Source organism: Bradyrhizobium cosmicum, assembly GCF_007290395.2.
Lineage (GTDB): Bacteria > Pseudomonadota > Alphaproteobacteria > Rhizobiales > Xanthobacteraceae > Bradyrhizobium > Bradyrhizobium cosmicum.
Genome location: NZ_CP041656.2, coordinates 1,282,860 through 1,304,862, shown reverse-complemented (window position 1 = coordinate 1,304,862; position 22,003 = coordinate 1,282,860). Strand labels below are relative to the sequence as shown.

General features: G+C 64.9%; 19 protein-coding genes. 9 read left to right on the top strand and 10 right to left on the bottom strand.

Going from position 1 to position 22,003, the window contains the following annotated elements:
- The first annotated feature begins 90 nt into the window (after positions 1-90).
- Positions 91-1,128 (top strand): AraC family transcriptional regulator, encoded by a 1,038-nt coding sequence (locus FNV92_RS06025; protein WP_143841719.1) that lies wholly within the window; start codon positions 91-93, stop codon positions 1,126-1,128.
- Between the two features lie 2 nt (positions 1,129-1,130).
- Here FNV92_RS06025 and FNV92_RS06020 read toward each other — a convergent pair whose 3' ends face one another.
- Complete coding sequence (locus FNV92_RS06020; protein WP_143841720.1) at positions 1,131-2,342, bottom strand: NnrS family protein; 1,212 nt, start codon at positions 2,340-2,342, stop codon at positions 1,131-1,133.
- Between the two features lie 129 nt (positions 2,343-2,471).
- Here FNV92_RS06020 and FNV92_RS06015 point away from each other — a divergent pair, with 129 nt between their 5' ends.
- Positions 2,472-3,182 (top strand): Crp/Fnr family transcriptional regulator, encoded by a 711-nt coding sequence (locus tag FNV92_RS06015; RefSeq protein ID WP_143841721.1) that lies wholly within the window; start codon positions 2,472-2,474, stop codon positions 3,180-3,182.
- Positions 3,183-3,269: 87 nt separating this feature from the next.
- On the opposite strand, the gene FNV92_RS06010 is transcribed toward FNV92_RS06015, so the two are convergent.
- Together FNV92_RS06010 and hemN are read right to left on the bottom strand one after the other, a co-directional pair.
- Positions 3,270-3,467 (bottom strand): DUF1858 domain-containing protein, encoded by a 198-nt coding sequence (locus FNV92_RS06010; protein ID WP_014439853.1) that lies wholly within the window; start codon positions 3,465-3,467, stop codon positions 3,270-3,272.
- A gap of 200 nt (positions 3,468-3,667) precedes the next feature.
- Positions 3,668-5,020: an oxygen-independent coproporphyrinogen III oxidase gene (gene hemN, locus FNV92_RS06005; RefSeq protein ID WP_143841722.1), complete on the bottom strand. Its 1,353-nt coding sequence runs from the start codon at positions 5,018-5,020 to the stop codon at positions 3,668-3,670.
- 160 nt (positions 5,021-5,180) lie between these two features.
- On the opposite strand from hemN, the gene FNV92_RS06000 reads away from it, so the two are divergent.
- The 3 genes from FNV92_RS06000 to FNV92_RS05990 all read left to right on the top strand — a co-directional run bounded on the left by FNV92_RS06000 (position 5,181) and on the right by FNV92_RS05990 (position 7,650).
- A complete protein-coding gene (locus FNV92_RS06000) occupies positions 5,181-5,387 on the top strand; it encodes a hypothetical protein (protein ID WP_143841723.1) in 207 nt (68 codons plus the stop codon).
- 237 nt (positions 5,388-5,624) lie between these two features.
- Positions 5,625-6,719, top strand: a complete 1,095-nt coding sequence (gene nirK / locus FNV92_RS05995; protein ID WP_014439850.1) for a copper-containing nitrite reductase — start codon at positions 5,625-5,627, stop codon at positions 6,717-6,719.
- Positions 6,720-6,771: 52 nt separating this feature from the next.
- Complete coding sequence (locus FNV92_RS05990) at positions 6,772-7,650, top strand: SUMF1/EgtB/PvdO family nonheme iron enzyme (RefSeq protein WP_143841725.1); 879 nt, start codon at positions 6,772-6,774, stop codon at positions 7,648-7,650.
- Positions 7,651-7,720: 70 nt separating this feature from the next.
- Here the strand turns inward: FNV92_RS05990 and FNV92_RS05985 are convergent, their stop codons facing one another.
- Together FNV92_RS05985 and FNV92_RS05980 are read right to left on the bottom strand one after the other, a co-directional pair.
- The gene (locus tag FNV92_RS05985; protein WP_014439848.1) at positions 7,721-8,371 is read right to left on the bottom strand and encodes a CoA transferase subunit B; all 651 of its coding nucleotides are present in this window, start codon (positions 8,369-8,371) and stop codon (positions 7,721-7,723) included.
- Positions 8,371-9,108, bottom strand: a complete 738-nt coding sequence (locus tag FNV92_RS05980; RefSeq protein ID WP_014439847.1) for a CoA transferase subunit A — start codon at positions 9,106-9,108, stop codon at positions 8,371-8,373. The genes FNV92_RS05985 and FNV92_RS05980 overlap by 1 nt, the downstream gene beginning before the upstream one ends.
- Before the next feature lie 270 nt (positions 9,109-9,378).
- Here FNV92_RS05980 and FNV92_RS05975 point away from each other — a divergent pair, with 270 nt between their 5' ends.
- From FNV92_RS05975 to FNV92_RS05960, 4 genes are all read left to right on the top strand, one after another.
- Positions 9,379-11,271, top strand: coding sequence for an AsmA family protein (locus FNV92_RS05975; RefSeq protein ID WP_168213763.1), 1,893 nt, complete (start codon positions 9,379-9,381; stop codon positions 11,269-11,271).
- A 204-nt stretch (positions 11,272-11,475) separates the two neighbouring features.
- On the top strand, positions 11,476-12,861 hold the full coding sequence (locus FNV92_RS05970) for an ABC transporter substrate-binding protein (protein WP_143841727.1): 1,386 nt from the start codon (positions 11,476-11,478) through the stop codon (positions 12,859-12,861).
- 97 nt (positions 12,862-12,958) lie between these two features.
- Positions 12,959-13,831, top strand: coding sequence for a carbohydrate ABC transporter permease (locus FNV92_RS05965; RefSeq protein WP_014439844.1), 873 nt, complete (start codon positions 12,959-12,961; stop codon positions 13,829-13,831).
- On the top strand, positions 13,828-14,679 hold the full coding sequence (locus tag FNV92_RS05960; protein ID WP_143841728.1) for a carbohydrate ABC transporter permease: 852 nt from the start codon (positions 13,828-13,830) through the stop codon (positions 14,677-14,679). Before FNV92_RS05965 ends, FNV92_RS05960 begins: the two co-directional genes overlap by 4 nt.
- 101 nt (positions 14,680-14,780) lie before the next feature.
- Here FNV92_RS05960 and FNV92_RS05955 read toward each other — a convergent pair whose 3' ends face one another.
- From FNV92_RS05955 to FNV92_RS05935, 5 genes are all read right to left on the bottom strand, one after another.
- Positions 14,781-15,593: an ABC transporter permease gene (locus tag FNV92_RS05955; protein ID WP_143841729.1), complete on the bottom strand. Its 813-nt coding sequence runs from the start codon at positions 15,591-15,593 to the stop codon at positions 14,781-14,783.
- A gap of 4 nt (positions 15,594-15,597) precedes the next feature.
- The gene (locus FNV92_RS05950) at positions 15,598-16,512 is read right to left on the bottom strand and encodes an ABC transporter permease (RefSeq protein ID WP_143841730.1); all 915 of its coding nucleotides are present in this window, start codon (positions 16,510-16,512) and stop codon (positions 15,598-15,600) included.
- The gene (locus FNV92_RS05945; protein WP_143841731.1) at positions 16,509-17,681 is read right to left on the bottom strand and encodes an ABC transporter ATP-binding protein; all 1,173 of its coding nucleotides are present in this window, start codon (positions 17,679-17,681) and stop codon (positions 16,509-16,511) included. Before FNV92_RS05945 ends, FNV92_RS05950 begins: the two co-directional genes overlap by 4 nt.
- Before the next feature lie 75 nt (positions 17,682-17,756).
- A complete protein-coding gene (locus FNV92_RS05940) occupies positions 17,757-19,217 on the bottom strand; it encodes a glycerol-3-phosphate dehydrogenase (RefSeq protein ID WP_143841732.1) in 1,461 nt (486 codons plus the stop codon).
- Positions 19,218-19,250: 33 nt separating this feature from the next.
- The gene (locus tag FNV92_RS05935) at positions 19,251-21,932 is read right to left on the bottom strand and encodes a sensor domain-containing protein (RefSeq protein ID WP_143841733.1); all 2,682 of its coding nucleotides are present in this window, start codon (positions 21,930-21,932) and stop codon (positions 19,251-19,253) included.
- Positions 21,933-22,003 lie beyond the last annotated feature (71 nt).

Here is a 22,003-nt window from a genome sequence, read left to right as displayed (position 1 = left end):
TATGTTCCGTCCTGTTCCCGGATTTGACGGATCGGGACAGAAACTTTACATTTCGGGACATCTGCGGAAACGGCTGGCAGGAGCGGTGGCATGACCGACCTCATTCGCAGCGCAGGCTTGAGCTACTACCCGGATGTCGCCCGGTCGGTCGGGCTCGACCCCAAACAGATGATGCGCAAGGTCAGGTTGCCGCTGGCCTGCCTCGACAAGCCCGATACGCCCATTGCCGTGGCCAGCCTGCGTCGCCTGCTGGAGTTGTCGGCAGAGGCGTCCGGTGCCGAAGATTTCGGCTTGCGGCTCGCCGAGCGCGGCGGGCTGACCAATTTCGGCGCAGTCGGACTGATCGTGCGCGAGCAGGCCACGGTTGGCGAAGCGATCGAGGCGTTCTCGCGCTTCATCCATGTCCATCACGACGGCATGAAGCTCGACATCACCCGCAACAAGCAGACTGTGACCGTCACGCTGCATCTGCGCGGCCGGCAGCCGAGCGCGCCGCGCCAGTCGATCGACATGGCGCTGGGCAGCATCCATCGCATCATCCAGTCGCTGTTCGGCAGCGATTGGCGGCCGCTGGAGGTCCATCTGCATTATCCGCCGCCACGCGACCGCAAACGCTACCGCGACTTTTTCGGCTGCCACGTCGCCTTCAATGCCGATGAAGATGCGATCCTGCTGTCGGCGCACGACATGGAGCGCCGGATTCCGAGCGCGCATCCGTTGATCGCGAGCTATCTGCGCAAGCGCATCGAGGCGATCCAGAACCGGCCCGCAAGCTGGGAAGAGAAGGTCGACGAGGTCGTGCGCCGACTGCTCGCAAGCGGCGACTGCACGGTCGAGCGCGTCGCCGAGCACCTCGCCTGCACCCGCCGCACCATCCACCGTCATCTCGCCGAAGCCGGTACCAGCTTCTCGGACATCCTCGACGCGCAGCGCGCCGACCTCGTGGTCGAGTTGATCGACGATCCCGGCCGGCCGCTGGCTGACATTGCCGTGCAGCTCGGCTTCTCCGCGCAGAGCGCAATGGCCCGCTGGTTCCGCAGCCGGTTCGGCTGCACCATCACCGCATGGCGTAAGGGCGTGCGACCGCTGGCAAAGCCGGCCGGCCTCCCCTCCGCGACCGCGGCTTAACCTCAGCGCGCCGGGGCGGGCACGCCCATGATGGCAAGTGCGCGTCGGCGGCTGCCGGCGAGGAGCGGGCCGAATGCGATCGCAAAGCCGAGGAACGCGACGACCCAGCCGCAGGCGGCGACGTGCAGCAGCACATCGCTGTGCGCCGGCAACGCCACCGCAGCGACGCGCGCCAGCGCCGCGATGATGATCGCGGCGTAGATTCCCTGCGTCGCGGGCGAGGCCGTCAAGGCCTGTCCGGTGTGGCCGAGGCTCGCGCGCGTCATCACCGCGAGCGTCATGGTTCCGGCCGCGCCCGCCATCCAGGCATGGATGCCGGCACTCGGCAGCAGCACACCGAAGACAGCCAAGGCATGCAGGATGAAACCGAGCGGCACGAAGACATAACCGACATGCAGGATCAGCAGCAGGCGTTCCCGCGTGGTGCGATCGCCGGCCCAGCGCGCGAGCCGCACCAGATGCAGCACCCCGACCAAGGCCATCACCACGCCGGTGACCACATTCAACGGCGCCACGATCCACGCAACGAGCGCGAGCGCGCTGCATCCAATCACCGCGCCGTCGAACCGTCCGAACGGCACCGGCAGGCGGCCGGGATTGAACTTGACCAGCCAGTTGCGGGTGAAGCTTGGGATGATGCGGCCGCCGATCAGCGAGATCATCAGCACCACCACGCCGATGCCGACGCGGATGCTGACATCGGCCGCGCCTTCGAAATGCGCCTCGAGATGAAAGGCAACATTGCCGGCGAGCAGCACCAGCACGAGCACCACCACGGGCAGATTGCGCCAATTGCCGCCCGCGATGATTTCACGCGTGGCGGCGGCGACGACCAGCGCCAGGAACGCGGCATCGACAGCAAGCGCGAACGCCCAGCCAATATCCGCGGACAACGTCACCGCGAGACGACCGGCGAGCCACACCATCAGCAACGCACCCAGCGACGTCCCCTGAATCGGCAACCGCCCGGTCCAGTTCGGAATCGCTGTGAACAGGAATCCCGTGATCACCGCCGGCAGGAAACCAAAGAGCATTTCGTGAACGTGCCAGTCACGCGGCGCGAAAGCGGATGCCACCGACAATTCACCGTAGAACATTGGCAACCAGGCCAGGATGGACAGCCCTGCCTGGATCGCTGCGAGCAGGAAAAAGGGCCGAAAGCTGTTCGCAAACAGCGGCCAGCCCTCAAATTTGCGGGGTCGAGCGCCAGCCATGGAAGCAACTCCTGTGAATTCAGACCGTTGGCTGGAAAAATACTGCCGCCCCGCCGATCCGTTTTGCGCTATCGCAAACACCAGGACGATTGCAGGTGTCATCACACTCCCGAGCGCCAAGGAGGCAGAATGGCCAAGGTCGACACATCGCTGGTTGCGCATTTGCCGCTGTTCGAAGGCGTCAAGCCGGACGATCTCGACGAGATCCTGCGCGAGGCGCGTTCGGCGCGCTACCCTAAGAACACCGCCATCTTCGAGCAGGGCGCCGACGCGCAATCCTTCTTCCTGCTGCTGCACGGCCATGTCCGCGCGGCCAAGACCACGCCGACCGGCGAGCAGATCGTGGTGCGCTATGTCGCGCCCGGCGAGACGTTCGGGCTGGCGATGGCGATCGGCGCCGCGCACTACCCGGCGACGGCGTTGGCGGTCGACGACAGCGTGGTGCTGATCTGGCCGACCTCGGCCTGGCCGCGACTGATTGAACGGTTTCCGGCGCTTGCCGCCAACACGATGCAGACCGTCGGCACGCGGCTGCAGGAGAGCCACACCCGCATCCTGGAGATGTCGACCCAGCAGGTCGAGCAGCGCGTCGCGCATGCGCTGCTGCGTCTGGCCAAGCAGTCCGGCAAGAAACTCGATCACGGCATCGAGATCGACTTCCCGATCAGCCGTCAGGACATCGCACAGATGACCGGCACCACGCTGCACACCGTCAGCCGCATCCTGAGCGGCTGGGAACAGCAGGGTCTCGTCGAGAGCGGCCGCCAGCGCATCATCCTGCGCGATCCGCACAAGATCGTCGTGCTGGCCGAACGCAACCAGGACAGCGGCGCAGCCTGAAAACAGGAGTGAGGGAGCTTCCGCTTACGGCGAAAGCTCGCCCTCACCCGGGAATCCGCGCGCGTCCCGCGCGAACTGCAGCCCGCCTCACGCCGGCACGCATTCGCACAGCGCGGCGAGGAATTTGTCGCGATCGATGCCATGTTCGCGGCAGGCGTCTTCCACGGTGTGGAAGGTCGCGATCGGACAACCAACACAGGCCATCCTGAAGGCGAGAAACACGCGGATCGTGTGCGGCGCCGTACGCATGATGTCATCGACCAGATCGTCGGATCCGAAGGACATGGGCAACTCCGTTCCGATCTGACGATAGCGGAGCGGGCGGCCATTTCTTTGTTGGAGCGCAAGCTGGCGCGACATCCTCGGCTGTCATTCCGGGGCGCGCAAAGCGCGAGCCCGGAATCCATCGAGCGACAAACTATGCGGTGAAATGGATTCCGGGCTCGCGCCAAGTGGCGCGCCCCGGAATGACGGAGAGAGCGAGTTCAAACCGCTCTGCTGTGCAACTGCTTGCCCGGATCGAGATGCGCATCGAACGCGGCGGCGACGCTGCGGACCAGGAAGCGCGAGTCGCTTGCGACCGCGAGCCGGTCGCCGTCGAGCCTGACGACGCCGTCCGAGATCAGCGGCTTCAGGCGCGACGCCGATCGCAGCATCGCCCCGGCCTCCGCGCCGTGACGGGCGCAGATGTCACCGAGATCGGCGCTGAACTCACACATGATGCGCTCGATGATGTCGGCGCGCAGCCGGTCGTCGTCGGTGAGCCCATAGCCTTTCGCGGTGGCCAATTGGCCATTGGCGATGCTTTGCGCATAGGCGCCGATCTGCACCTCGTTCTGGACGTAGCCTTGCGGCAGATGTCCGATCGCGCTGGCGCCGAAGCCGAGCAGGACGTCGCCCTGATCCGTGGTGTAACCTTGGAAATTGCGCCGCAGCGTGCCCTCCTTGAACGCCACGGCCATGGCGTCGTCGGGACGGGCGAAATGGTCGAGCCCGATCTGCACGTAGCCGGCCTCCTTCAGCGCGTTGGCGATCGCACAAGCCTGGTCGTGCCGCGCCAGGCCGTCGGGCAGATGATTGTCGTTGATCATGCGCTGGTGCTTCTTGAAGCTTGGTACATGCGCATAGCCGAACACAGAGAAGCGGTCGGGCTTAAGCTCGAGCGAACGCCGCACGGTATCCAGGCACGAAGCGACGGTCTGGTGCGGCAGCCCGTAGATCAGGTCGAAGTTGATCCCGTTGATGCCGGCGCGGCGAAGCATGTCGACGACGGAGGCGGTCTGCTCGAAACTCTGCACGCGGTTGATCGCGCGCTGCACGACGGGATCGAAACTCTGCACCCCCAGGCTCGCGCGGTTGACGCCGGAGAGCCGCATAGCCTCGACCATCTCGGCGGTCAGGGTGCGCGGATCGATCTCGACCGCGATCTCGGCGGACGGCAGCACGAAGAACGCGTGGCGCATCGCCGCCATCAACTCGGCAAACGCGTCCGGCGCCATGATCGTCGGCGTACCGCCGCCGAAATGGATGTGCTCGACCTTGATGCGGCGGCCGATGGCGTCCGCGACCCGGTCAATCTCGCTGCGCAGCGTCTGAAGATAGGCGGCGATGAGCTCGTCGCGACGGACGATCTGGGTGTGGCAACCGCAGTACCAGCACATCTCACGGCAGAACGGCACATGCAGATAGAGCGAGGCGCTGGCGCTCGAGGAAAGCTCGGACAGCCACCCGGCGTAGGCGTCGGCGCCGATCGCCGGTGAAAAGTGCGGCGCGGTCGGATAGCTCGTGTAGCGGGGCAATCTCTCTTCGCCGTAGCTCGCTGCGAGATCAGTCCTCATGTCTTACCCATTCGTAAATCAACGTCGCGCAATGACGCGGCAGGTCCCCGATGGCACCAAATTACCCATTTCCGGACGGACGACCTTGCGCTCGCTCAAAGTCTAAGCGCCGGATTGGAGCCATAGTGACGTTCAATCAATGCCCCTCTGGAGATAGGCAATGGCGTGGCTTGCGCTCGATCTCGTTCTCTGGCTCACCGGCGTGCGCGGCCATATCCCCCGCTTCGACGAATTTCGTCCCGTCCCCGCCGCGCCCGCGATCGGCATCAGCTCCATCGTCCGCGTTCTGGCGATCACGGTTGCCGTCTTTGCCGCACTGTCACTCGCGGTCTGGGGTACGGTCTGGATTGCAATCCAGTTGCTCTAGTCCGGCGCATCCAGCCATTGCCAACCGAACTCGTGAGCGACTTGCCGTGGGCGCAAGCGACGTGCCGTCGTGTTTTCGCATCGTCTTTGACACATCGTCATGCGACCTTCGGCAAACGTCTTAAGTATCTTACCGGAAGCGAATCCGGCAGAAGCTTGTCGCAGCACAAACACCGTTGCCGGGATCGGCGCACACTGCATCCGTCATCAAAACCCTTTCAGATGAAGGATGCTTCCGATGTTCACCCGCAGAGCCGCATTAATCAGCGCCGCCGCGACCGCCTTGATGCTGGCGACACCCGCTTTCGCCGCCGACGATCTCAAGCTGCCGCGTCAGAAGGTCGAGCTGGTCGCTCCGCCGTTCGTGCATGCGCACGAGCAGGCGACCAAGCAGGGCCCCAAGATCATGGAGTTCAAGCTCACGATCGAGGAGAAGAAGGTCGTCATCGACGAGAAGGGCACCACCTTTCAGGCCATGACCTTCAACGGCTCGATGCCTGGCCCGCTGATGGTCGTTCATGAAGGCGACTACGTCGAAACGACGCTGGTCAATCCCGCGACCAACACCATGCCGCACAACATCGACTTCCACTCCGCGACCGGCGCGCTTGGCGGCGGTGCGCTCACCCTGATCAATCCCGGCGAGCAGGTCGTACTGCGCTGGAAGGCAACGCGGACCGGTGTGTTCGTCTATCACTGTGCGCCGGGCGGCCCGATGATCCCCTGGCACGTCGTCTCCGGCATGAACGGCGCCGTGATGGTGCTGCCGCGCGACGGACTCAACGACGGCAAGGGCCACGCGCTGAAATACGACAAGGTCTACTATGTCGGGGAGCAGGACATGTACGTGCCGCGGGACGAGAAGGGTAATTTCAAGTCCTACGACTCGCCGGGCGAAGCCTTCACCGAAACCGAAGAGGTGATGAAGAAGCTGATCCCCTCGCATGTGGTCTTCAACGGCAAGGTCGGCGCGCTCACCGGCAAGAACGCCCTGACCGCCAATGTCGGCGAGAACGTGCTGATCGTGCACTCGCAGGCCAATCGCGACAGCCGTCCGCATCTGATCGGCGGCCATGGCGACTATGTCTGGGAGACCGGAAAATTCTCCAACGCGCCTGAGACCGGGCTTGAGACCTGGTTCATCCGCGGCGGCTCGGCGGGAGCTGCGCTGTACAAGTTCCTGCAGCCGGGCATCTACGCCTATGTCACGCACAACCTGATCGAGGCGGCCGACCTCGGCGCCACCGCGCACTTCAAGGTCGAAGGCAAGTGGAACGACGATCTGATGATGCAGGTGAAGGCGCCTGCGGAGATACCGGCCTCGACCAACTAGACGCGACGAGGGGCCGGTCATCACCGGCCCCTTCTTTCTTCGGGGGACGATCATGCTGATCGCATTCAAGCTGAAACTGGCGCTGGCATGCGCCGCCGGACTCGCAGGGCCGATCGCCGTCGCACCGCTGGTCACCGACATCGCGGTGCGCGGCACGGCGACCGAGCCTGCCATCGTCAGAGTGGCGCCGGGCAGCCTGTCCTATCGCGAGGCCGGCGATTTCACGCGCGCCGGGCAGCAGGCGGAGGTGCCGCTGCGCGCGATGCGTTTCACGAAACCCCTTCACATCATGCGCGAGCAAGTCTCCTCCGCCGATTACCAGCTTTGTGTGCAGGACGGCGCCTGCCGCGCGCTCGATCGCGGCGTCGCGATCGCGCTCGATCGGCCCGTCGTGCAGGTCAGCTGGCACGATGCCGAGGCCTATGCGGGCTGGCTGTCGCGCAGGACCGGCCGTCACTACCGCCTGCCCAGCGACGCGGAATGGGCCTTTGCTGCGGGCTCGAAGTTCAAGGACGACGGCGCGCCGGTGGACGCGGACGATCCCTCGAAGCGCTGGCTCAGCCGCTATGAGCGTGAATCCGAGCGCGACCTCTCCGACACCACGGCCTATCCGTTCGGCAAGTTCGGCGCCAACGAGCACGGCATCGAAGATCTCGCCGGCAATGTCTGGGAATGGACCTCGACCTGCTTCGTGCGCTCGCGGGTCGACGTATCAGGCAATGCCGGCCGCCCGACCGTGAATTGCGGCGTGCGTGTCGCCGAGGGCGCACACCGCGCTTATGTTACCGACTTCATCCGCGATGCCCGCGCCGGCGGCTGCGCGCAGGGCGTACCGCCCGCCAATCTCGGCTTCCGCCTGGTGCGGGAAGAACCATCATGGGTCGCGAGCGTATCGGCGCGGTTCAGCAAGGTCTGGGCGGCGAGGTCGTAGGTGCCCCCACACCCAAACGAAAATGGCCGGGACGAGGCCCGGCCATTTCACGACTATCTCGATCTACATCTCAGCTGTTCTTCAGCGCGACGCGGAATTCCGCTTCGGTCTTGGCCTTGACCTCGTCGAGCGAAACGCCGTCGGCGAGCTCGATCAGGGCCATGCCGCCGTCGCCGTGCTTGTCGATGGTGAAGACGGCGAGATCCGTGACGACCATGTCGACCACCCGCTCGCCGGTCAGCGGCAGGTTGCACTGCTTGAGAAGCTTGGAGCCGTCCTTGGCCGAATGCTCCATCACCACGACGACGCGCTTGACGCCGGCGACGAGGTCCATCGCGCCGCCCATGCCCTTGACCATCTTGCCGGGGATCATCCAGTTGGCGAGATCGCCGTTCTGGGCGACCTGCATGGCGCCGAGGATCGACAGGTCCATGTGACCGCCGCGGATCATACCGAAGGAATCCGCGCTCGAGAAATAGGAGGTCGAGGGCAGCTCGCTCACAGTCTGCTTGCCGGCATTGATGAGGTCGGCATCTTCTTCCCCTTCATAGGGGAACGGGCCCATGCCGAGCATGCCGTTCTCGCTCTGCAGGCTGACATCCACCCCGTCGGGGATGTAGTTCGAGACCAGCGTCGGGATGCCGATGCCGAGATTGACGTAGTAGCCGTCGCGCAATTCCTTCGCGGCGCGCGCAGCCATCTGTTCACGGGTCCAGGCCATCAGATTTCAACTCCTGTTCCGGCCGCGGGCGCGCGATCCTGACGCGGGCGGGTGTTGCGGAATTCGATGCGCTTCTTGGCCGTACCGACCTCGATGATGCGCTTCACGAAGATGCCGGGCGTGTGGATGTGGTCGGGATTGAGTTCACCGGCCGGAACCAGATGCTCGACCTCGGCCACCGTGACCTTGGCGGCGGTCGCCATCATCGGGTTAAAGTTGCGCGCGGTCTTGCGGTAGATGAGGTTGCCGGCGGTGTCGCCCTTCCAGGCGTGCACGATGGCGAGGTCGGCGAACAGGCCGCGCTCCATCAGATACTTCTCGCCGTCGAACTCCTTCACTTCCTTGCCTTCGGCGATCAGCGTGCCGACGCCGGTCTTGGTGTAGAAGGCGGGGATGCCGGCGCCGCCGGCGCGGATGCGCTCGGCCAGCGTGCCCTGCGGATTGAATTCGAGCTCCAGCTCGCCGGCGAGGAATTGCTGCGCGAACAGCTTGTTCTCGCCGACATAGGACGAGATCATCTTCTTGATCTGGCGGGTTTCCAACAGGCGGCTGAGCCCGATGCCGTCGACACCGGCATTGTTGGAGACCACCGTCAGGCCCTTGACGCCGGACTCGCGGATCGCGTCCGACAGTTCCTCGGCGATGCCGCAGAGGCCGAAGCCTCCCGACATGATCATCATGTTGTCCTTGAGAACGCCCTCAAGAGCCGACTTGGCGTCGGGATAGACCTTGTTCATGCAAAAAACCTCGACTGAACCTTCGGCTTGCAGGCGTCGCGCCTTATTGGCGGCGATTATTAGGCGAAATCCTCCAAAGCCGTCAATGATACGGGTTCTCCGTTCCGCGAGCCGGTGCTAGAAGCTGCCCATGCCGTGGGCAGAACCGTCCGTGGCCTTGAAAGCGACAAGAAAACCCATCAAGTTGCGGGGGTTGGGCGTGGGGCGCGCAGGTTTCCCGCCCGCCCTTCTGGCTCCAACGACCAACCCGATCAGGACATGCCATTGACCATGGCCCAAGGAATGAAGCGCCTCGGGACGCCGATCGCGGCGCTGCTCGGCGTCGCGCTGATCGCCCTGATCGCGACCTCCTGGCTCATCAACCGCGACGCATTGCGCAAGGCGGTGGAAGCACAGATCCGCGAGGTCACCGGGCTCGAGCTCAATGTTGCCGGCGCGATCGACATCTCGGTGCTGCCGGCGAGCTACATTTCTTTTCATGACGTCGGCCTGAAGGGCGGCGGCACCGGCGACCCCGCGCTCCATGTCGATGTTCTCACCGCAAACCTGCGGCTGCTGCCGCTGCTGCTGCAACGGTTCGAGATCGCCGACCTCACGCTGCTGCGGCCGCGCATCCATGTCAGCCTGAAGCCGGACGGCGAGAGCAACTGGACGCCGTTCATCCAGACCATCGCGCGCACCATGAAGCCCGGCGCCGACAACCAGGTGTCGTTCTCCGAGATCAGGATCCAGGACGGCGTGCTCAACTACGAGGACGCAGCCACCCACGCCACCGAGAAGTTCGAGGACATCGACCTGTCGCTGGCCTGGCCCTCGATCTCGCGCTCCTTCGCCGCGACCGGACAGTTTGACTGGCGCGGCGAGCGCGTCGACGGCTCGATCAGCTTCTCCGATTTCGTCGCCGCCCTCTCCGGCGACCGCTCCGGCCTGAAGGCGCGGATCGCCAGTGCCCCGCTCAAGCTCGCCTTCGACGGCAGCGTCGCCAACCGCACCAGCCCGATGATGGAAGGCACGGTCACGATCGACAGCCCGTCCTTGCGCAACGCGCTGCGCTGGACCGGCCAGCCGCAGCCCGGCAGCGGCGGCTTCGGCCGCTTCGCGCTGAAGGCACGCGCCAATGTCGTAGGCCCCTCGATCGCACTCACCAACGTCAATGTCGAGCTCGACGGCAACACGGCGGAAGGCGTGATGACCTACGCCAATAACGGCCGGCAGACGCTGCAGGCGACGCTTGCCGCCGACGCGCTCGATTTCACGCCTTACATTTCCACCTTCCGCCTGCTCGCCAGCGGCGCGCGGGACTGGAACAGGCAGCTGTTCGATCTCAACGGATTGTCGACCACCGACCTCGACATGCGCCTGTCGGCAGCCAAGCTGACGGTCGGGCCCACGAAACTCGGCCGCACCGCGATCGGCGCCAATTTGCGCAACGGCACGCTGGCGCTCTCGGTCGGCGAAGCCCAGGTCTATGGCGGCATCGCCAAGGGCTCGTTCGGCATCGCGCGCTCCGACACCGTGGCCGACGTCAAGGCGCAATTCCAGTTCATCGACGTCGATCTGCAGGCCTGCGCTTCCGAACTGTTCGGCCTCAGCAAGCTGTCCGGCCGCGGCAACATCAACGTCTCACTTCTCGCCTCCGGCTCGAGCCCGTTCGGCCTCGTGCAGTCGCTCGACGGCACCGCCACAGTGACCGGACATGACGGAGCGATCTCGGGCTTCAATGCCGAGCAGCTCCTGAAGCGGCTGGAGCGGCGGCCGCTGTCGGGCGGCGGCAATTTCCGCAACGGCACGACCCCATACGACAGCCTCACCATCGCGGTGAAATTCTCCGACGGGGTCGCGACCGCCGAGGACATCCGCATCGAAGGGCCGGCTGCGAAGATCACGCTGACCGGCACCGCCTCGGTGCCGACGCGCGAATACGACATGAAGGGCGTGGCAAGCCTCAACACCACATCCGGCTTCCAATTGCCCTTCATGGTGCAAGGTCCCTGGGACGATCCCCTGATCTTCCCCGACCCCGAAGCCCTGATCCGCCAGTCGCCCGCGGCCACGCCCTTCCTCGACCTTCTGAAGCAGCGCATCACCGGCGGCGGAAAGCGCCCCGCGCAGGATGGATCGCCGACGGCGGACAACGCCAAAGAGAACGCGAAGTCCAACTGAGAACGGCAATCGTCCGGTCCTGCCCGATCAGCTGTGAATTGATTCGGTCGAATTGATGCGGCGATTGGATCGATGCGCACATTAAGCGTCTCCCGGGACCGGCACCCCACGACCCGGGTCCGACAAGATGCGTTGATTGCGCTACCATCCTGCGCTAGTGTTTTTCCGACCGGTCAAAACACCGGCGGCTTGAGGGAGAAAATCGTGAAATCCAAGGTTATTGGCGCAGTATCACTGGCGGTCGCTGCGGCCGGGCTGTTCGCAGCCGCTGCACCCGCATTTGCGCAGCAGAAGACGATTACGGTCTGGTGGGGCAAGGGCTTCTACCGCTCCGAAGACGACGCATTGCTCGACACGATCAAGAAGTTCGAAGCCAAGACCGGCATCAAGGTCGAATTGTCGCAGTACGCGATCCAGGACATGATTCCGAAGACGGTCGCCGCGCTCGATGCCGGCACCGTGCCCGATGTGGCCTATTCCGATTCCTATGACGTGCAGGCGCAGGGCAAGTGGGCCTATGAAGGCAAGCTCGAGGATCTCTCGGATGTCATGGAGCCGATCAAGGGCCGGTTCGTGCAGAACACGCTCGACGCCTCGATCCTCTATAACGACGTCACGAAGAAGAAGGCCTATTACGGCTTCCCGCTGAAGCAGCAGAGCATGCATGTCGAGATCTGGAACGACATGCTGGAGAAGGCCGGCTTCAAGCTCGCCGACATCCCGACCGACTGGGCGGGCTACTGGACGTTCTGGTGCGACAAGGTGCAACCGGGCATCCGCAAAGCCACCGGCCAGCGCATCTACGGCGTCGGCCAGCCGATGGGCGTGGAATCCACCGACGCATTCCAGTCGTTCTACACCTTCATGGACGCCTATCACGTCAAGCTCGTAGACGACGACGGCAAGCTGCTGGTCGACGATCCCAAGGTGCGCGAGAACCTGATCGCTGCGCTGAAGGACTACACCGACACCTATATCAAGGGCTGCACGCCGCCCTCCTCCACGACCTGGAAGGATCCCGACAACAACGTCGCCTTCCACAACAAGACCATCGTGATGACCCACAACTTCACGATCTCGATCGCGGCGAAATGGTTCGAGGATTCGCAGAACCAGGCTCTGACCCAGGAGCAGCGCGACGCCGGCAAGAAGGCCTATGAGCAGGACATCGTCACCGCGTCCTTCCCGAAGGCGCCGGATGGCTCGACCATCCGCTACCGCTCCGACGTCAAGACCGGGCTGGTCTTCACCGCGGCCAAGAACAAGGCCGAGGCCAAGCAGTTCATCAGCTTCCTGCTTCAGGAGGAAAACGTTCGTCCCTACATCGAGGGCGCGCTCGGCCGCTGGTTCCCGGTAACGAAGGAAAGCCAGGCCAGCCCGTTCTGGCAGGCCGACAAGCACCGCAAGGCGGTCTACGCCCAGTTCACCGGCGGCACCGCGGCGTTCGACTTCACCAAGAACTGGAAGTTCACGATCCTCAACAACGAGAACGTCTGGGCCAAGGCGATGAACCGGGTCGTCAGCGAGAAGGTCCCGGTCGACAAGGCCGTCGACGAGCTGATCGTCCGCATCAAGCAGGTTGCAGGTTAAGTTCTGTCTCTCCCTCTCCTCGCTAGCGCGAGGAGAGGCGAAACGCTAACACCGGCCGCCTCGTGCGGCCGGCAATTCTTTCAAAGAGTCCTGAAGAATGGCGATCACACTCTCTGGCGACCAGGCAATTCCCGCGCCGCCCCTGGCGCCGCGGCTGACCCCGACGCAGGTCTGGGGCATTATTCTGCTCGCGCCCTATCTGCTCGTCTTCCTCGCCTTCGTGGTCTATCCCGTCTGTTACGGGCTGTGGTTGGCGCGGGCTCCGTCGAACTATGTCGCGCTGTATCACGACCCGATCTTCGCGCGCGCCGCGGTCAACACGCTGATCTTCCTGGTCATCGGCATCAATATCAAGATGCTGATCGCGCTGTTCCTGTCCGGCTTCTTCGCGCAGCAGCGCCCCTGGATCAAATGGCTTTCGGTGATCTTCATCCTGCCCTGGGCGGTGCCGTCGATCCCGACCATTCTGTCGGTGCGCTTCATGTTCAATCCCGAATGGGGCGTGGTGAACCACCTCATCTTCAACTTGACCGGCGAAGATGGCCCGAACTGGCTCAACGACCCGACCGTCGCACTCACCATGGCGATCGGCGTGCACATCTGGAAGTCGCTGCCGTTCTGGACGCTGATCCTGATGACCGGCCGGCTTGCGATTGCGCAAGATCTATTCGAAGCGGCCGAGGTCGACGGCGCGAGCTGGTGGCAGAAATTCCGCTTCATTACCTGGCCGTCGATGCAGACGCTTTACATTACCTGCACGCTGCTCTCGATGATCTGGACGCTCGGCGATTTCAACAGCGTCTATCTGCTCACCGGCGGCGGACCGGCCGATCTGACGCATGTGCTGTCGACGCTCGGCATCCGGTATCTCCGGCTCGACCAGCTCTCGCTTGCGATGGCCTCCATCGTCTGCGCGATACCGTTCGTCCTGCCGCTGATGTACTTCATGATGAAACGGTTGTCGCGATGAAGCTCCCCTCTCTCCGTGACGTCGCGACAGAAGCGCGGCTGCTCCTGATCGGCATTCCCGTCTTCCTGTGGACGATGATACCGATCTACCACATGTTCCTGTTCGCGATCTCGCCGAAGGAAGACGCGTTCTCGGGCAAGCTGTGGCCGGATCATCCGACGCTGCACAACTTCGAGATCGTATTCAAGCAGCAGCACTACTTCCTGCGCGACTTCTATGCGCAGTTCTGGAATTCGCTGGTGATCGCCGCGACCGTCGGCGTGCTGACATTGGTCATCGCCACGGCCGCGGCATTCTCGATCTCGCGACTGAAGGTGCCGGGCGGACGCTTGGTGATGAACCTTGCGCTCTTCACCTATTTCATTCCCGCGGCGTTCCTCGCCGTGCCGATGTACCGCACCATGGGCAATTACGGCCTGCTCAACAATCACTGGTCGCTGATCCTGGCGATGGTGACGATCGCCAGCCCCTACGCGATCTGGGTGCTCAAGCAGGCCTCCGACAAACTGCCGGTCGAGCTGGACGAAGCCGCGGTGATGGACGGCGCCACGACGCTGCAGATATTCCGCCTGGTCTATCTGCCGCTGATGATGCCCTCGCTGGTCGCGATCGGCACCTATGCGGTGCTGCTGGCCTGGAACGAATATCTCTACGCGTTCCTGCTGCTGTCGAACGACCGCGAGATCACCCTCCCCGTCGCGCTCGGCAACTTCCTCGCCGCCGACGATTCGCCGTGGGAGCTGTTGATGACGACCGGCTTCATCTACGCGCTGCCGCCGGCCGCGATCTACTACGCCTTCCGCCGCTACATGGTGGGCGGTCTCACGGCGGGCGCGGTGAAGTCGTAGTAATCGCCCGTCATCGCGAGCGAAGCGAAGCAATCCAGACTGCATCCCCGGAGAGACTCTGGATTGCTTTGTCGCAAGTGCTCCTCGCAATGACGGCCTGGCTACAGCGGCGCCGCGCTCTCGCCCTGCTCGCTCGACAGTTTCGAAGCGAGCGAGGCGATGACGATGACCATCGCGATCAGGCCGATCACCAGCGTGCAGATCGCGTTGATCTCGGGCTTCACCCCTAACCGCACCTCCGAATAGATCCGGATCGGCAAGGTCGCCGAGCCCGGGCCGGTGGTGAAGCTCGCGATCACGAGATCGTCGAGCGACAGCGTGAACGCCAGCATCCAGCCGGCGACGATGCTAGGTGCGATCAACGGCAGCGTCACGGCCACGAACGCGCGAACCGGGTTGCAGCCGAGGTCCATCGCGGCCTCCTCCAGCGAACGGTCGAGCGAGCCGAGGCGCGACTGCACGACCACCGCGACGAAGCACATCGTCAGCGTGGTGTGGGCGATGGTCACCGTCCAGAAGCCGCGCTCGGCGTTCAGCGCCACGAACAGCAGCAGCAGCGACAGTCCGGTGATCACTTCCGGCATCACCAGCGGCCCGTAGAGCATGCCGGAGAACAGCGTTCGGCCTCGAAACCGCTCGCCGCGCGACAGCGCCACCGCGGCGAGCGTGCCGAGCAGCGTGGCGATCGTCGCCGAGGACATCGCGACCTCGAGGCTCATCCAGGCCGCCTCGATCATGGCGCGGTCGTTGAAGAACTCGTGGTACCAGCGCAGCGACCAGCCGCCCCACACCGTCACCAGCCGCGAGGCGTTGAAGGAATAGATGACGAGGATCAGGATCGGCAGATAGAGGAACGCCAGCCCGAGCGTGAGCGAGGCGATGTTGAAGCGGGACAGGCGGGAGGACTTTCGCATCGGCTCAACGTCCCTGTTCCAGTTGACGCTTCTGCAGCCGCTCGTACAGCAGCAGCGGCACCAGCAGCACCGCCAGCAGCACGATCGCCGCGGCGGAGGCGACCGGCCAGTCCTTGTTGGTGAAGAATTCGAGCCACAGGGTCTGGCCGATCATCAGCGAGTTGGAGCCGGCCAGGAGATCCGGGATCACGAACTCGCCGACGATGGGGATGAAGCACAGCAGCACGCCGGCACCGACGCCAGGCAGCGACAGCGGAAAGGTGACGAGCCAGAACACCTGCCAGGGCGGCGCGCCGAGATCGGCTGCCGCCTCCTCCAGCACCGGCTCCATTTTCGCGAGCGTGGCGTAGAGCGGCAGGATCATGAAAGGCAGATAGGAATAGACGATGCCGATATACATCGCGCTGTCGGTGGAGAGCCACACCACCGGCTGGCTGACCAGATGCAGGGCCAGCAGGATCTGGTTGAGCAGGCCGTCGTGCTGGAGGACGTTGATCCAGGCGTAGATACGGATCAGGAACGAGGTCCAGAACGGCACGATCACCAGCACCATCGTCACCGCCTGCCAGCGCGTCTGCAGCCGCGCCATGCCGTAGGCGATGGGATAGCCGATCAGCAGCAGCAGCGCAGTCGCCGTGATGGCGACGGTGAGGCTGCGCACATAGGCGAACACGTAAATGTCGTCGGAGGCAAGCAGCCTGAAATTGTCGAGCGACAGTGCGGAAAACGCCGCGCTCAGCGCTGCCCATCCCGCCGTCAGGTCGAACACCGGCTCGTAAGGCGGCTGCGCGATCGCCGTCTGCGACAGGCTGATCTTCAGCACGAAGCCGAACGGCACCAGGAAGAACAGCAACATCCAGACATAGGGCGCGATCGCGGCAAAGCGCGCCGGCCGCGCGAAGATGCGGCGGGAGCTCATGACATTAGCACCATGCAGTCGTCGGGCGCGAACCAGGCGACGACATGCTGGTTCAGGCTGTAGGCATCGACATCAAGGCGCGCGCTGTTGGCGACGGACGCCTGCACCATCCCGCCGGTATCGAGCTTCACCTTGTAGGTGGTGGTGCCGCCGAGATAGCAGATGTCGGCGATCACGCCGTCGAGCCGGTTGATCGCCGTCTCGTGACCGGCCTCGCTCACCGGGCCCCGGCGCGACAGCTTGACCTTTTCGGGACGGATCGCGACCGCCAATTTTCCACCGCCGACCGGTTCGCGCGGCTCGGCCACCACCAGCGAACCCGCATCACGCGTGCCGATGACCAGGCGATGGCCATCGCGCAATTTGGACTCGCCGTCGAACAGATTGATGTCGCCGACGAACTCCGCGATCCAGCGCGAGCGCGGCGCCTCGTAGAGCTCGCGGGGGCTGGCGACCTGGGCCAGTTTGCCTGATTTCATCACGCCGATCCGGCTCGCCATCGTCATGGCCTCCTCCTGGTCGTGGGTGACGATGATGAAGGTCATGCCGAGCCGGCGCTGCAGCTCCATCAGCTCGCCTTGCGTGCTCTCGCGCAGCTTCTTGTCGAGCGCGGCGAGCGGCTCGTCGAGCAACAGCAGTTGCGGCCGGCGTGCCAGTGCCCGCGCCAGCGCCACGCGCTGGCGCTGGCCGCCGGAGAGCTGGTCGGGCTTGCGCTTCTCCAGCCCCTCGAGCTTCACCAGCGCGACCATCTCGGCCACGCGCGTGGCGATGTCGGCACGCGCCATGCCGGCGCGTTTCAGGCCGAAGGCGATGTTGTCGCGCACCGACAGATGCGGGAACAGCGCATAGTTCTGGAACATCATGTTGATCGGGCGCTCGTGCGGCAACGCCTGCGCGATGTCCTTGCCGCCGAGCAGAATGCGCCCTTCGTCCGGCGCCTCGAAGCCGGCGAGCATGCGCAGCAGCGTGGTCTTGCCGCAGCCGCTGGGCCCGAGCAGCGCAAAGAACTCGCCGGCCTTGACGTCGAGCGAGACGCCGTCCACGGCGCGGAAGGTGCCAAAGGTCTTGGCGACGCCCTCGATGCGCAGCAGCGGCTGGCCGGCAGCCGGATGCGCGTCTCTGCCGGCTGCACCAACCGCGCTGCCTGTTGTGAGCAACTCTTCAGACATATTCCTGCCAACCCCGATTCCGCCGCACGCTAGCGGCCGATCGGCCTTTGCTCAACCGGTTCAGGACTTTTCGTTTCACGTCACACTCGCCATGAACGCCGCCAGCGCATCCCGGTCCGCCGCGGACATGGTCAGGCCGAGCTTGGAGCGGCGCCACAGGATATCCTCGGGAAAGCGCGCCCATTCGCAGGCCATCAGATAGCGCACTTCGGCGCCGGTCAGCTCAGGCCCGAAGGCGGGGCCTAGCTCTTCGCGCGTCTTCGCCTCGCCGAGCACCGCCGATAGCCGCGAGCCGTAGGCCGCGACCAGACGTCGGGCCTGCGTCTCCTCGAGAAAGCGCCAGCGGTCGCAGGCGAGTTCGACTTCAAGGTCGAAACGGTCCCAGGCAAAATCGCCGCCGGGCAGCGCCGCACCGGCGGTCCAGCGCGGTGACATCGGATAGAACGGCGTCAGCCGCGTCACTGCCCGCTCCGCGCGCAGGCGCGACGTCGTGACGTCACCGCCGAACATCGTGATCAGCGGCGCCTTGCGCCGGCGCGCGTGGAACAGCGTGGTGCCGTCGCGCCTCCGTGCGGATGCCAGCGTCAGATTGACGCCGGAGACCGCGCGGACCACGTCGGTCGGCGCGACACGCTCGCGGAAATAGCGGCTGGCGGCGTCGCAGAGATAGCTGACGTCGGCCCCCGCCATCGCCACGATCGCGGGATCGCCGGTGAAGTCGTGCGTGACCGTCCCGATCAGCGTGAAGTCGTGCGCGAAGCTGGACGCGAAGATCAGCCGTCCATCGCTGTTCTGGAAGACGTAGACGTGGTCATGCTCGAACAACCTGGGCACGACGATCTGGCTCATCTGCATGGCCGCCATCGTGGGCTGCCGTTGCCGCAGCACGGTCTCCGCGACCATCGAGGTCCAGCCGCCGGTGGCGTTGGCCAGCGCCCGGGTCGTGATCGTGCGGCGATGGCCGCGGTCGACCACCGCGAGCCTCCATGTGTCGGTTCGATCGGCGCGCACGCAGCGCGCCCCGGTCCGGATCACCGCGCCGCGTTCGGCCGCGTCGAGCGCCGTGAGGACCACCAGGCGGGAATCGTCGACGACGCAGTCCGAATATTCGAAAGCCGTGCCGAACGGACGCTTCAGCGCATTGCCGACAGGATGATGTGTGACGTCGAGGGTGGCAGTGACAGGCAGCCCGCCACGACTCGTCAGGCTGTCATAGACGAACAAGCCGGCGCGCAGCAGCCAGGGTGGGCGCTCCTCGGAATGGGCGGGAATCACGAACCGCATCGGCCGCACCAGATGCGGCGCGATCCGGAGCCAGGTCCGGCGCTCGGCCAGCGCCCGGTGCACCCGCCTGAAACCGCGGCGCTCCAGCACCGAGAGATCGCCATGGATCAGCCGCGGCGTCGCCGAGGACGCGGCGCCGCCGAGATCGCCCTGCTCCAAAAGGATGACGCGCAGGTCGCGGCCAGCCGCATCGCGGGCGAGGCTGACACCGTTCAGACCGCCACCGATGATCGCGAGGTCGTAATCCGCCATGAAGCCGTCGAATGGGAGCGAAGCGCTCCATCATTAGCCGGTCTTGAGCGCGAGCTCCATCGTCTCGGCGCGACCGACGAGGTCGGCATATTTCCCGATCGGCAGCGGCTTGCCGAGCAGATAGCCCTGCACGCCGTCGCAGCCCTCCCGGGCGAGGAAGGCAAGCTGGTCGATCGTCTCGACACCCTCCGCGACGATCGACATGTCGAGGCCGTGGCCGAGATCGATCACGGCGCGCACGATCGCGGCCGATTGCGGGTTGCGGCCGAGATTGATGATGAAGGCGCGGTCGATCTTGATCTTGTCGAACGGGAACGCCTGGAGATAGCTCAGCGAGGAATAGCCGCTGCCGAAATCGTCCATGGAGATACGCACGCCGAGCGCCTTCAGCCGGCGCAGCAGCGCGAGGCCCCGGTCGAAATCCTCGATCAGCACGCCCTCGGTGATTTCGAGCTCGAGCCGGCCGGGCGAAAGCCCGGTTTCGAGCAGGATCGAATGCACCAGCCCGACCACGTCTCCGTGCATGAACTGAGCCGGCGACAGATTGACCGCGACCTGAAGCGGTTTCGGCCAGGACGCCGCCTCGCGGCATGCCTGGCGCAGGATCCACTCGCCCATCTCGACGATCAGGCCGCTCTCCTCGGCGATCGGGATGAAGTCGGCCGGTGAGACCTGGCCACGCACCGGATGCTGCCAGCGCGCCAGCGCCTCGAAGCCGATGATGTCGCTCTCGGCGACACTGTGGCGCGCGATGCCCTGCGGCTGGAAGGCCAGCGAGAGCTCGCCGTTCTTGATCGCGTTCGACAGGTCCTGGTGCAGCACGCGGCGGTCGCGGATCTGCTGGTCCATCTCCGGCTGGTAGAGGCTGATCGTGCCGCGCGACTTCTGCTTGGCGCGGAACAGTGCCGCACCGGCATTGGCGAGCAGCGAGGCGCCATCGGCGCCATTGTGCGGGAAGATCGACATGCCGGTGGTGACGCCGGCGCGGACCGCCCGACCGTCGATCTGGAATTCCTGGGTGACGGCCTCGCCGACATGCTGCGCCAGCGCGAGGCCCGCTTCGGGCTGCTTGCCGTCGATGATGAGCCCGAACTCGTCACCGGACAGGCGCGCCACCAGGCCGCCGCGCGCGACGTCCTGGAGGCGCTGGGCGACCTCGATCAGCAGCTTGTCGCCGAGCGCATGGCCGAACACGTCGTTGACCTCCTTGAGGCCGTCGAGGTCGATCGAGAGGACCGCGAATTCCTCGCCGGTGCCCTCGCAAGCCTCGATCATCTGGTTCAACGCCTGCAGGAAGGCGGCGCGGTTCGGCAGGTCGGTGAGGCCGTCGTGATAGGCCATGTGCGCCATGCGCGACTCGGTCTGCCGGCGGTCGGTGACGTCCTCGTGGGTCTTGATCAGATATTGCGGCTCGCCGGCATCGTCGAGCACGGTGGCGCGGCGAGTGAGGAACAGGCGCAGCCCGGCCTTGGTCGAGATCGGGTGCTCCTCGGAGATCATCCCGCGCTTCTTGATCGCGGCTTCGTCGCGCGCGATGATCAGCTTGGCTTCCTTGGCGTTGAAGATGTCGGAGGCGGTCAGGCCGGTCGCCTCCTCGCGCCTGCGGTTGAGGATCGTCTCCGCACTTCGGTTGGCGAGCAGATAGCGGCCGTCCTTGACCTGCTCCACGATCAGCGCCACCGGGATGTTGTCGACGATGAGCTCCAGGAACTTCTTCGTGCTCTCCAGCTCCTGCGACAGCGAGCGGCGGTCGGTGATGTCCTCGAACACCAGCAGCAGGAATTCGGGCTTGTTGCGCTCGTTGCGGACCACAATGCGTATCGAAGCCACCATGCGCCGCTCGCTACCGCGCTCGACCTCGAATTCGTTGCGATACTGCCCGTCCGGTGCCAGAAGCGCGGTGCGGTCGGTGGCCTCGATGCTTGCCGCCGAAATGGGCCCGAACAGCTCGCGCGCGTTCTTGCCGACAACCTGGTCGCGCGAAAAGCCCCAGAACCGCTCATAGGCGCTGTTGGCGAAGATGTAGCGGCCGTCCTCGATGCTCTTGGCGGCGACACAGGCCGGCACGTGGTCGAGCACCGTTTCTAGGAACTGCTTGGTCGAGGCGAGCTGCCGCGACAGCCTGCGCTCCTCGCTGACGTCGAGATGCGTCGCCACCGAGCCGCCGTTCGGCAGCACGAAATATTTCACCAGGATGGCGCGACCGTCAGGCAGTTCGGTGATCAGGCCGTTGGGGCTTGCCGCCTTCTCGTAGAAATCCTCGTCGGAAACGCCGAGAACGCCGCGCTTGCGCCGCAACTCGAGGATGTCGTAGCCGGTCATGCCGGTCCACAGATCCGAGCGCGACAGGCCGTAGATCTCGAGATAGCGATCGTTGCAGAACATGATGCGCCGCTCCGCATCCGTCATCACCACGCCCTGGTTGAGATTGTTCATGGCCGAGGAGATGAACGCGCTGCGGCGCAGTTGCGACCGCCTGGTCCGGCGCAGCGAGGAATGGATCCACAGGGCGACCGCGGCCAGCAGCGCGCAGACGACGATGCCACCGATCAGGGCTTCCCAGACCACGTTGGCATCGAGCTTGTCGAAAGCCGGCGCGGACAGACTGTCCGACAGCATAAAGGCACGCGCAGGCGCGACCGCGCCGGCCAGGCACACGACGGCCTGCACAGCAATCAGTAGCGTGCTGCCCACATGCCAGTTCTTCTCAGCCATCAGCCACCCGCGATTTCAACGTCGGATTGTCTGGCCTCGCGGGTTTGGATCGGGTAAACGCCTGTACGTGC

Coding starts and splice junctions, on each gene's coding strand:
- hemN (WP_143841722.1), bottom strand. CDS start 5,020: ATGAGGACTGATCTCGCAGCGAGCTACGGCGAAGAGAGATTGCCCCGC.
- FNV92_RS06025 (WP_143841719.1), top strand. CDS start 91: ATGACCGACCTCATTCGCAGCGCAGGCTTGAGCTACTACCCGGATGTC.
- FNV92_RS05940 (WP_143841732.1), bottom strand. CDS start 19,217: ATGGCGGATTACGACCTCGCGATCATCGGTGGCGGTCTGAACGGTGTC.
- FNV92_RS06020 (WP_143841720.1), bottom strand. CDS start 2,342: ATGGCTGGCGCTCGACCCCGCAAATTTGAGGGCTGGCCGCTGTTTGCG.
- FNV92_RS06015 (WP_143841721.1), top strand. CDS start 2,472: ATGGCCAAGGTCGACACATCGCTGGTTGCGCATTTGCCGCTGTTCGAA.
- FNV92_RS05980 (WP_014439847.1), bottom strand. CDS start 9,108: ATGAACAAGGTCTATCCCGACGCCAAGTCGGCTCTTGAGGGCGTTCTC.
- FNV92_RS05955 (WP_143841729.1), bottom strand. CDS start 15,593: ATGCGAAAGTCCTCCCGCCTGTCCCGCTTCAACATCGCCTCGCTCACG.
- FNV92_RS06000 (WP_143841723.1), top strand. CDS start 5,181: ATGGCGTGGCTTGCGCTCGATCTCGTTCTCTGGCTCACCGGCGTGCGC.
- FNV92_RS05935 (WP_143841733.1), bottom strand. CDS start 21,932: ATGGCTGAGAAGAACTGGCATGTGGGCAGCACGCTACTGATTGCTGTG.
- FNV92_RS05965 (WP_014439844.1), top strand. CDS start 12,959: ATGGCGATCACACTCTCTGGCGACCAGGCAATTCCCGCGCCGCCCCTG.
- FNV92_RS05950 (WP_143841730.1), bottom strand. CDS start 16,512: ATGAGCTCCCGCCGCATCTTCGCGCGGCCGGCGCGCTTTGCCGCGATC.
- nirK (WP_014439850.1), top strand. CDS start 5,625: ATGTTCACCCGCAGAGCCGCATTAATCAGCGCCGCCGCGACCGCCTTG.
- FNV92_RS05985 (WP_014439848.1), bottom strand. CDS start 8,371: ATGGCCTGGACCCGTGAACAGATGGCTGCGCGCGCCGCGAAGGAATTG.
- FNV92_RS05960 (WP_143841728.1), top strand. CDS start 13,828: ATGAAGCTCCCCTCTCTCCGTGACGTCGCGACAGAAGCGCGGCTGCTC.
- FNV92_RS06010 (WP_014439853.1), bottom strand. CDS start 3,467: ATGTCCTTCGGATCCGACGATCTGGTCGATGACATCATGCGTACGGCG.
- FNV92_RS05975 (WP_168213763.1), top strand. CDS start 9,379: ATGGCCCAAGGAATGAAGCGCCTCGGGACGCCGATCGCGGCGCTGCTC.
- FNV92_RS05990 (WP_143841725.1), top strand. CDS start 6,772: ATGCTGATCGCATTCAAGCTGAAACTGGCGCTGGCATGCGCCGCCGGA.
- FNV92_RS05945 (WP_143841731.1), bottom strand. CDS start 17,681: ATGTCTGAAGAGTTGCTCACAACAGGCAGCGCGGTTGGTGCAGCCGGC.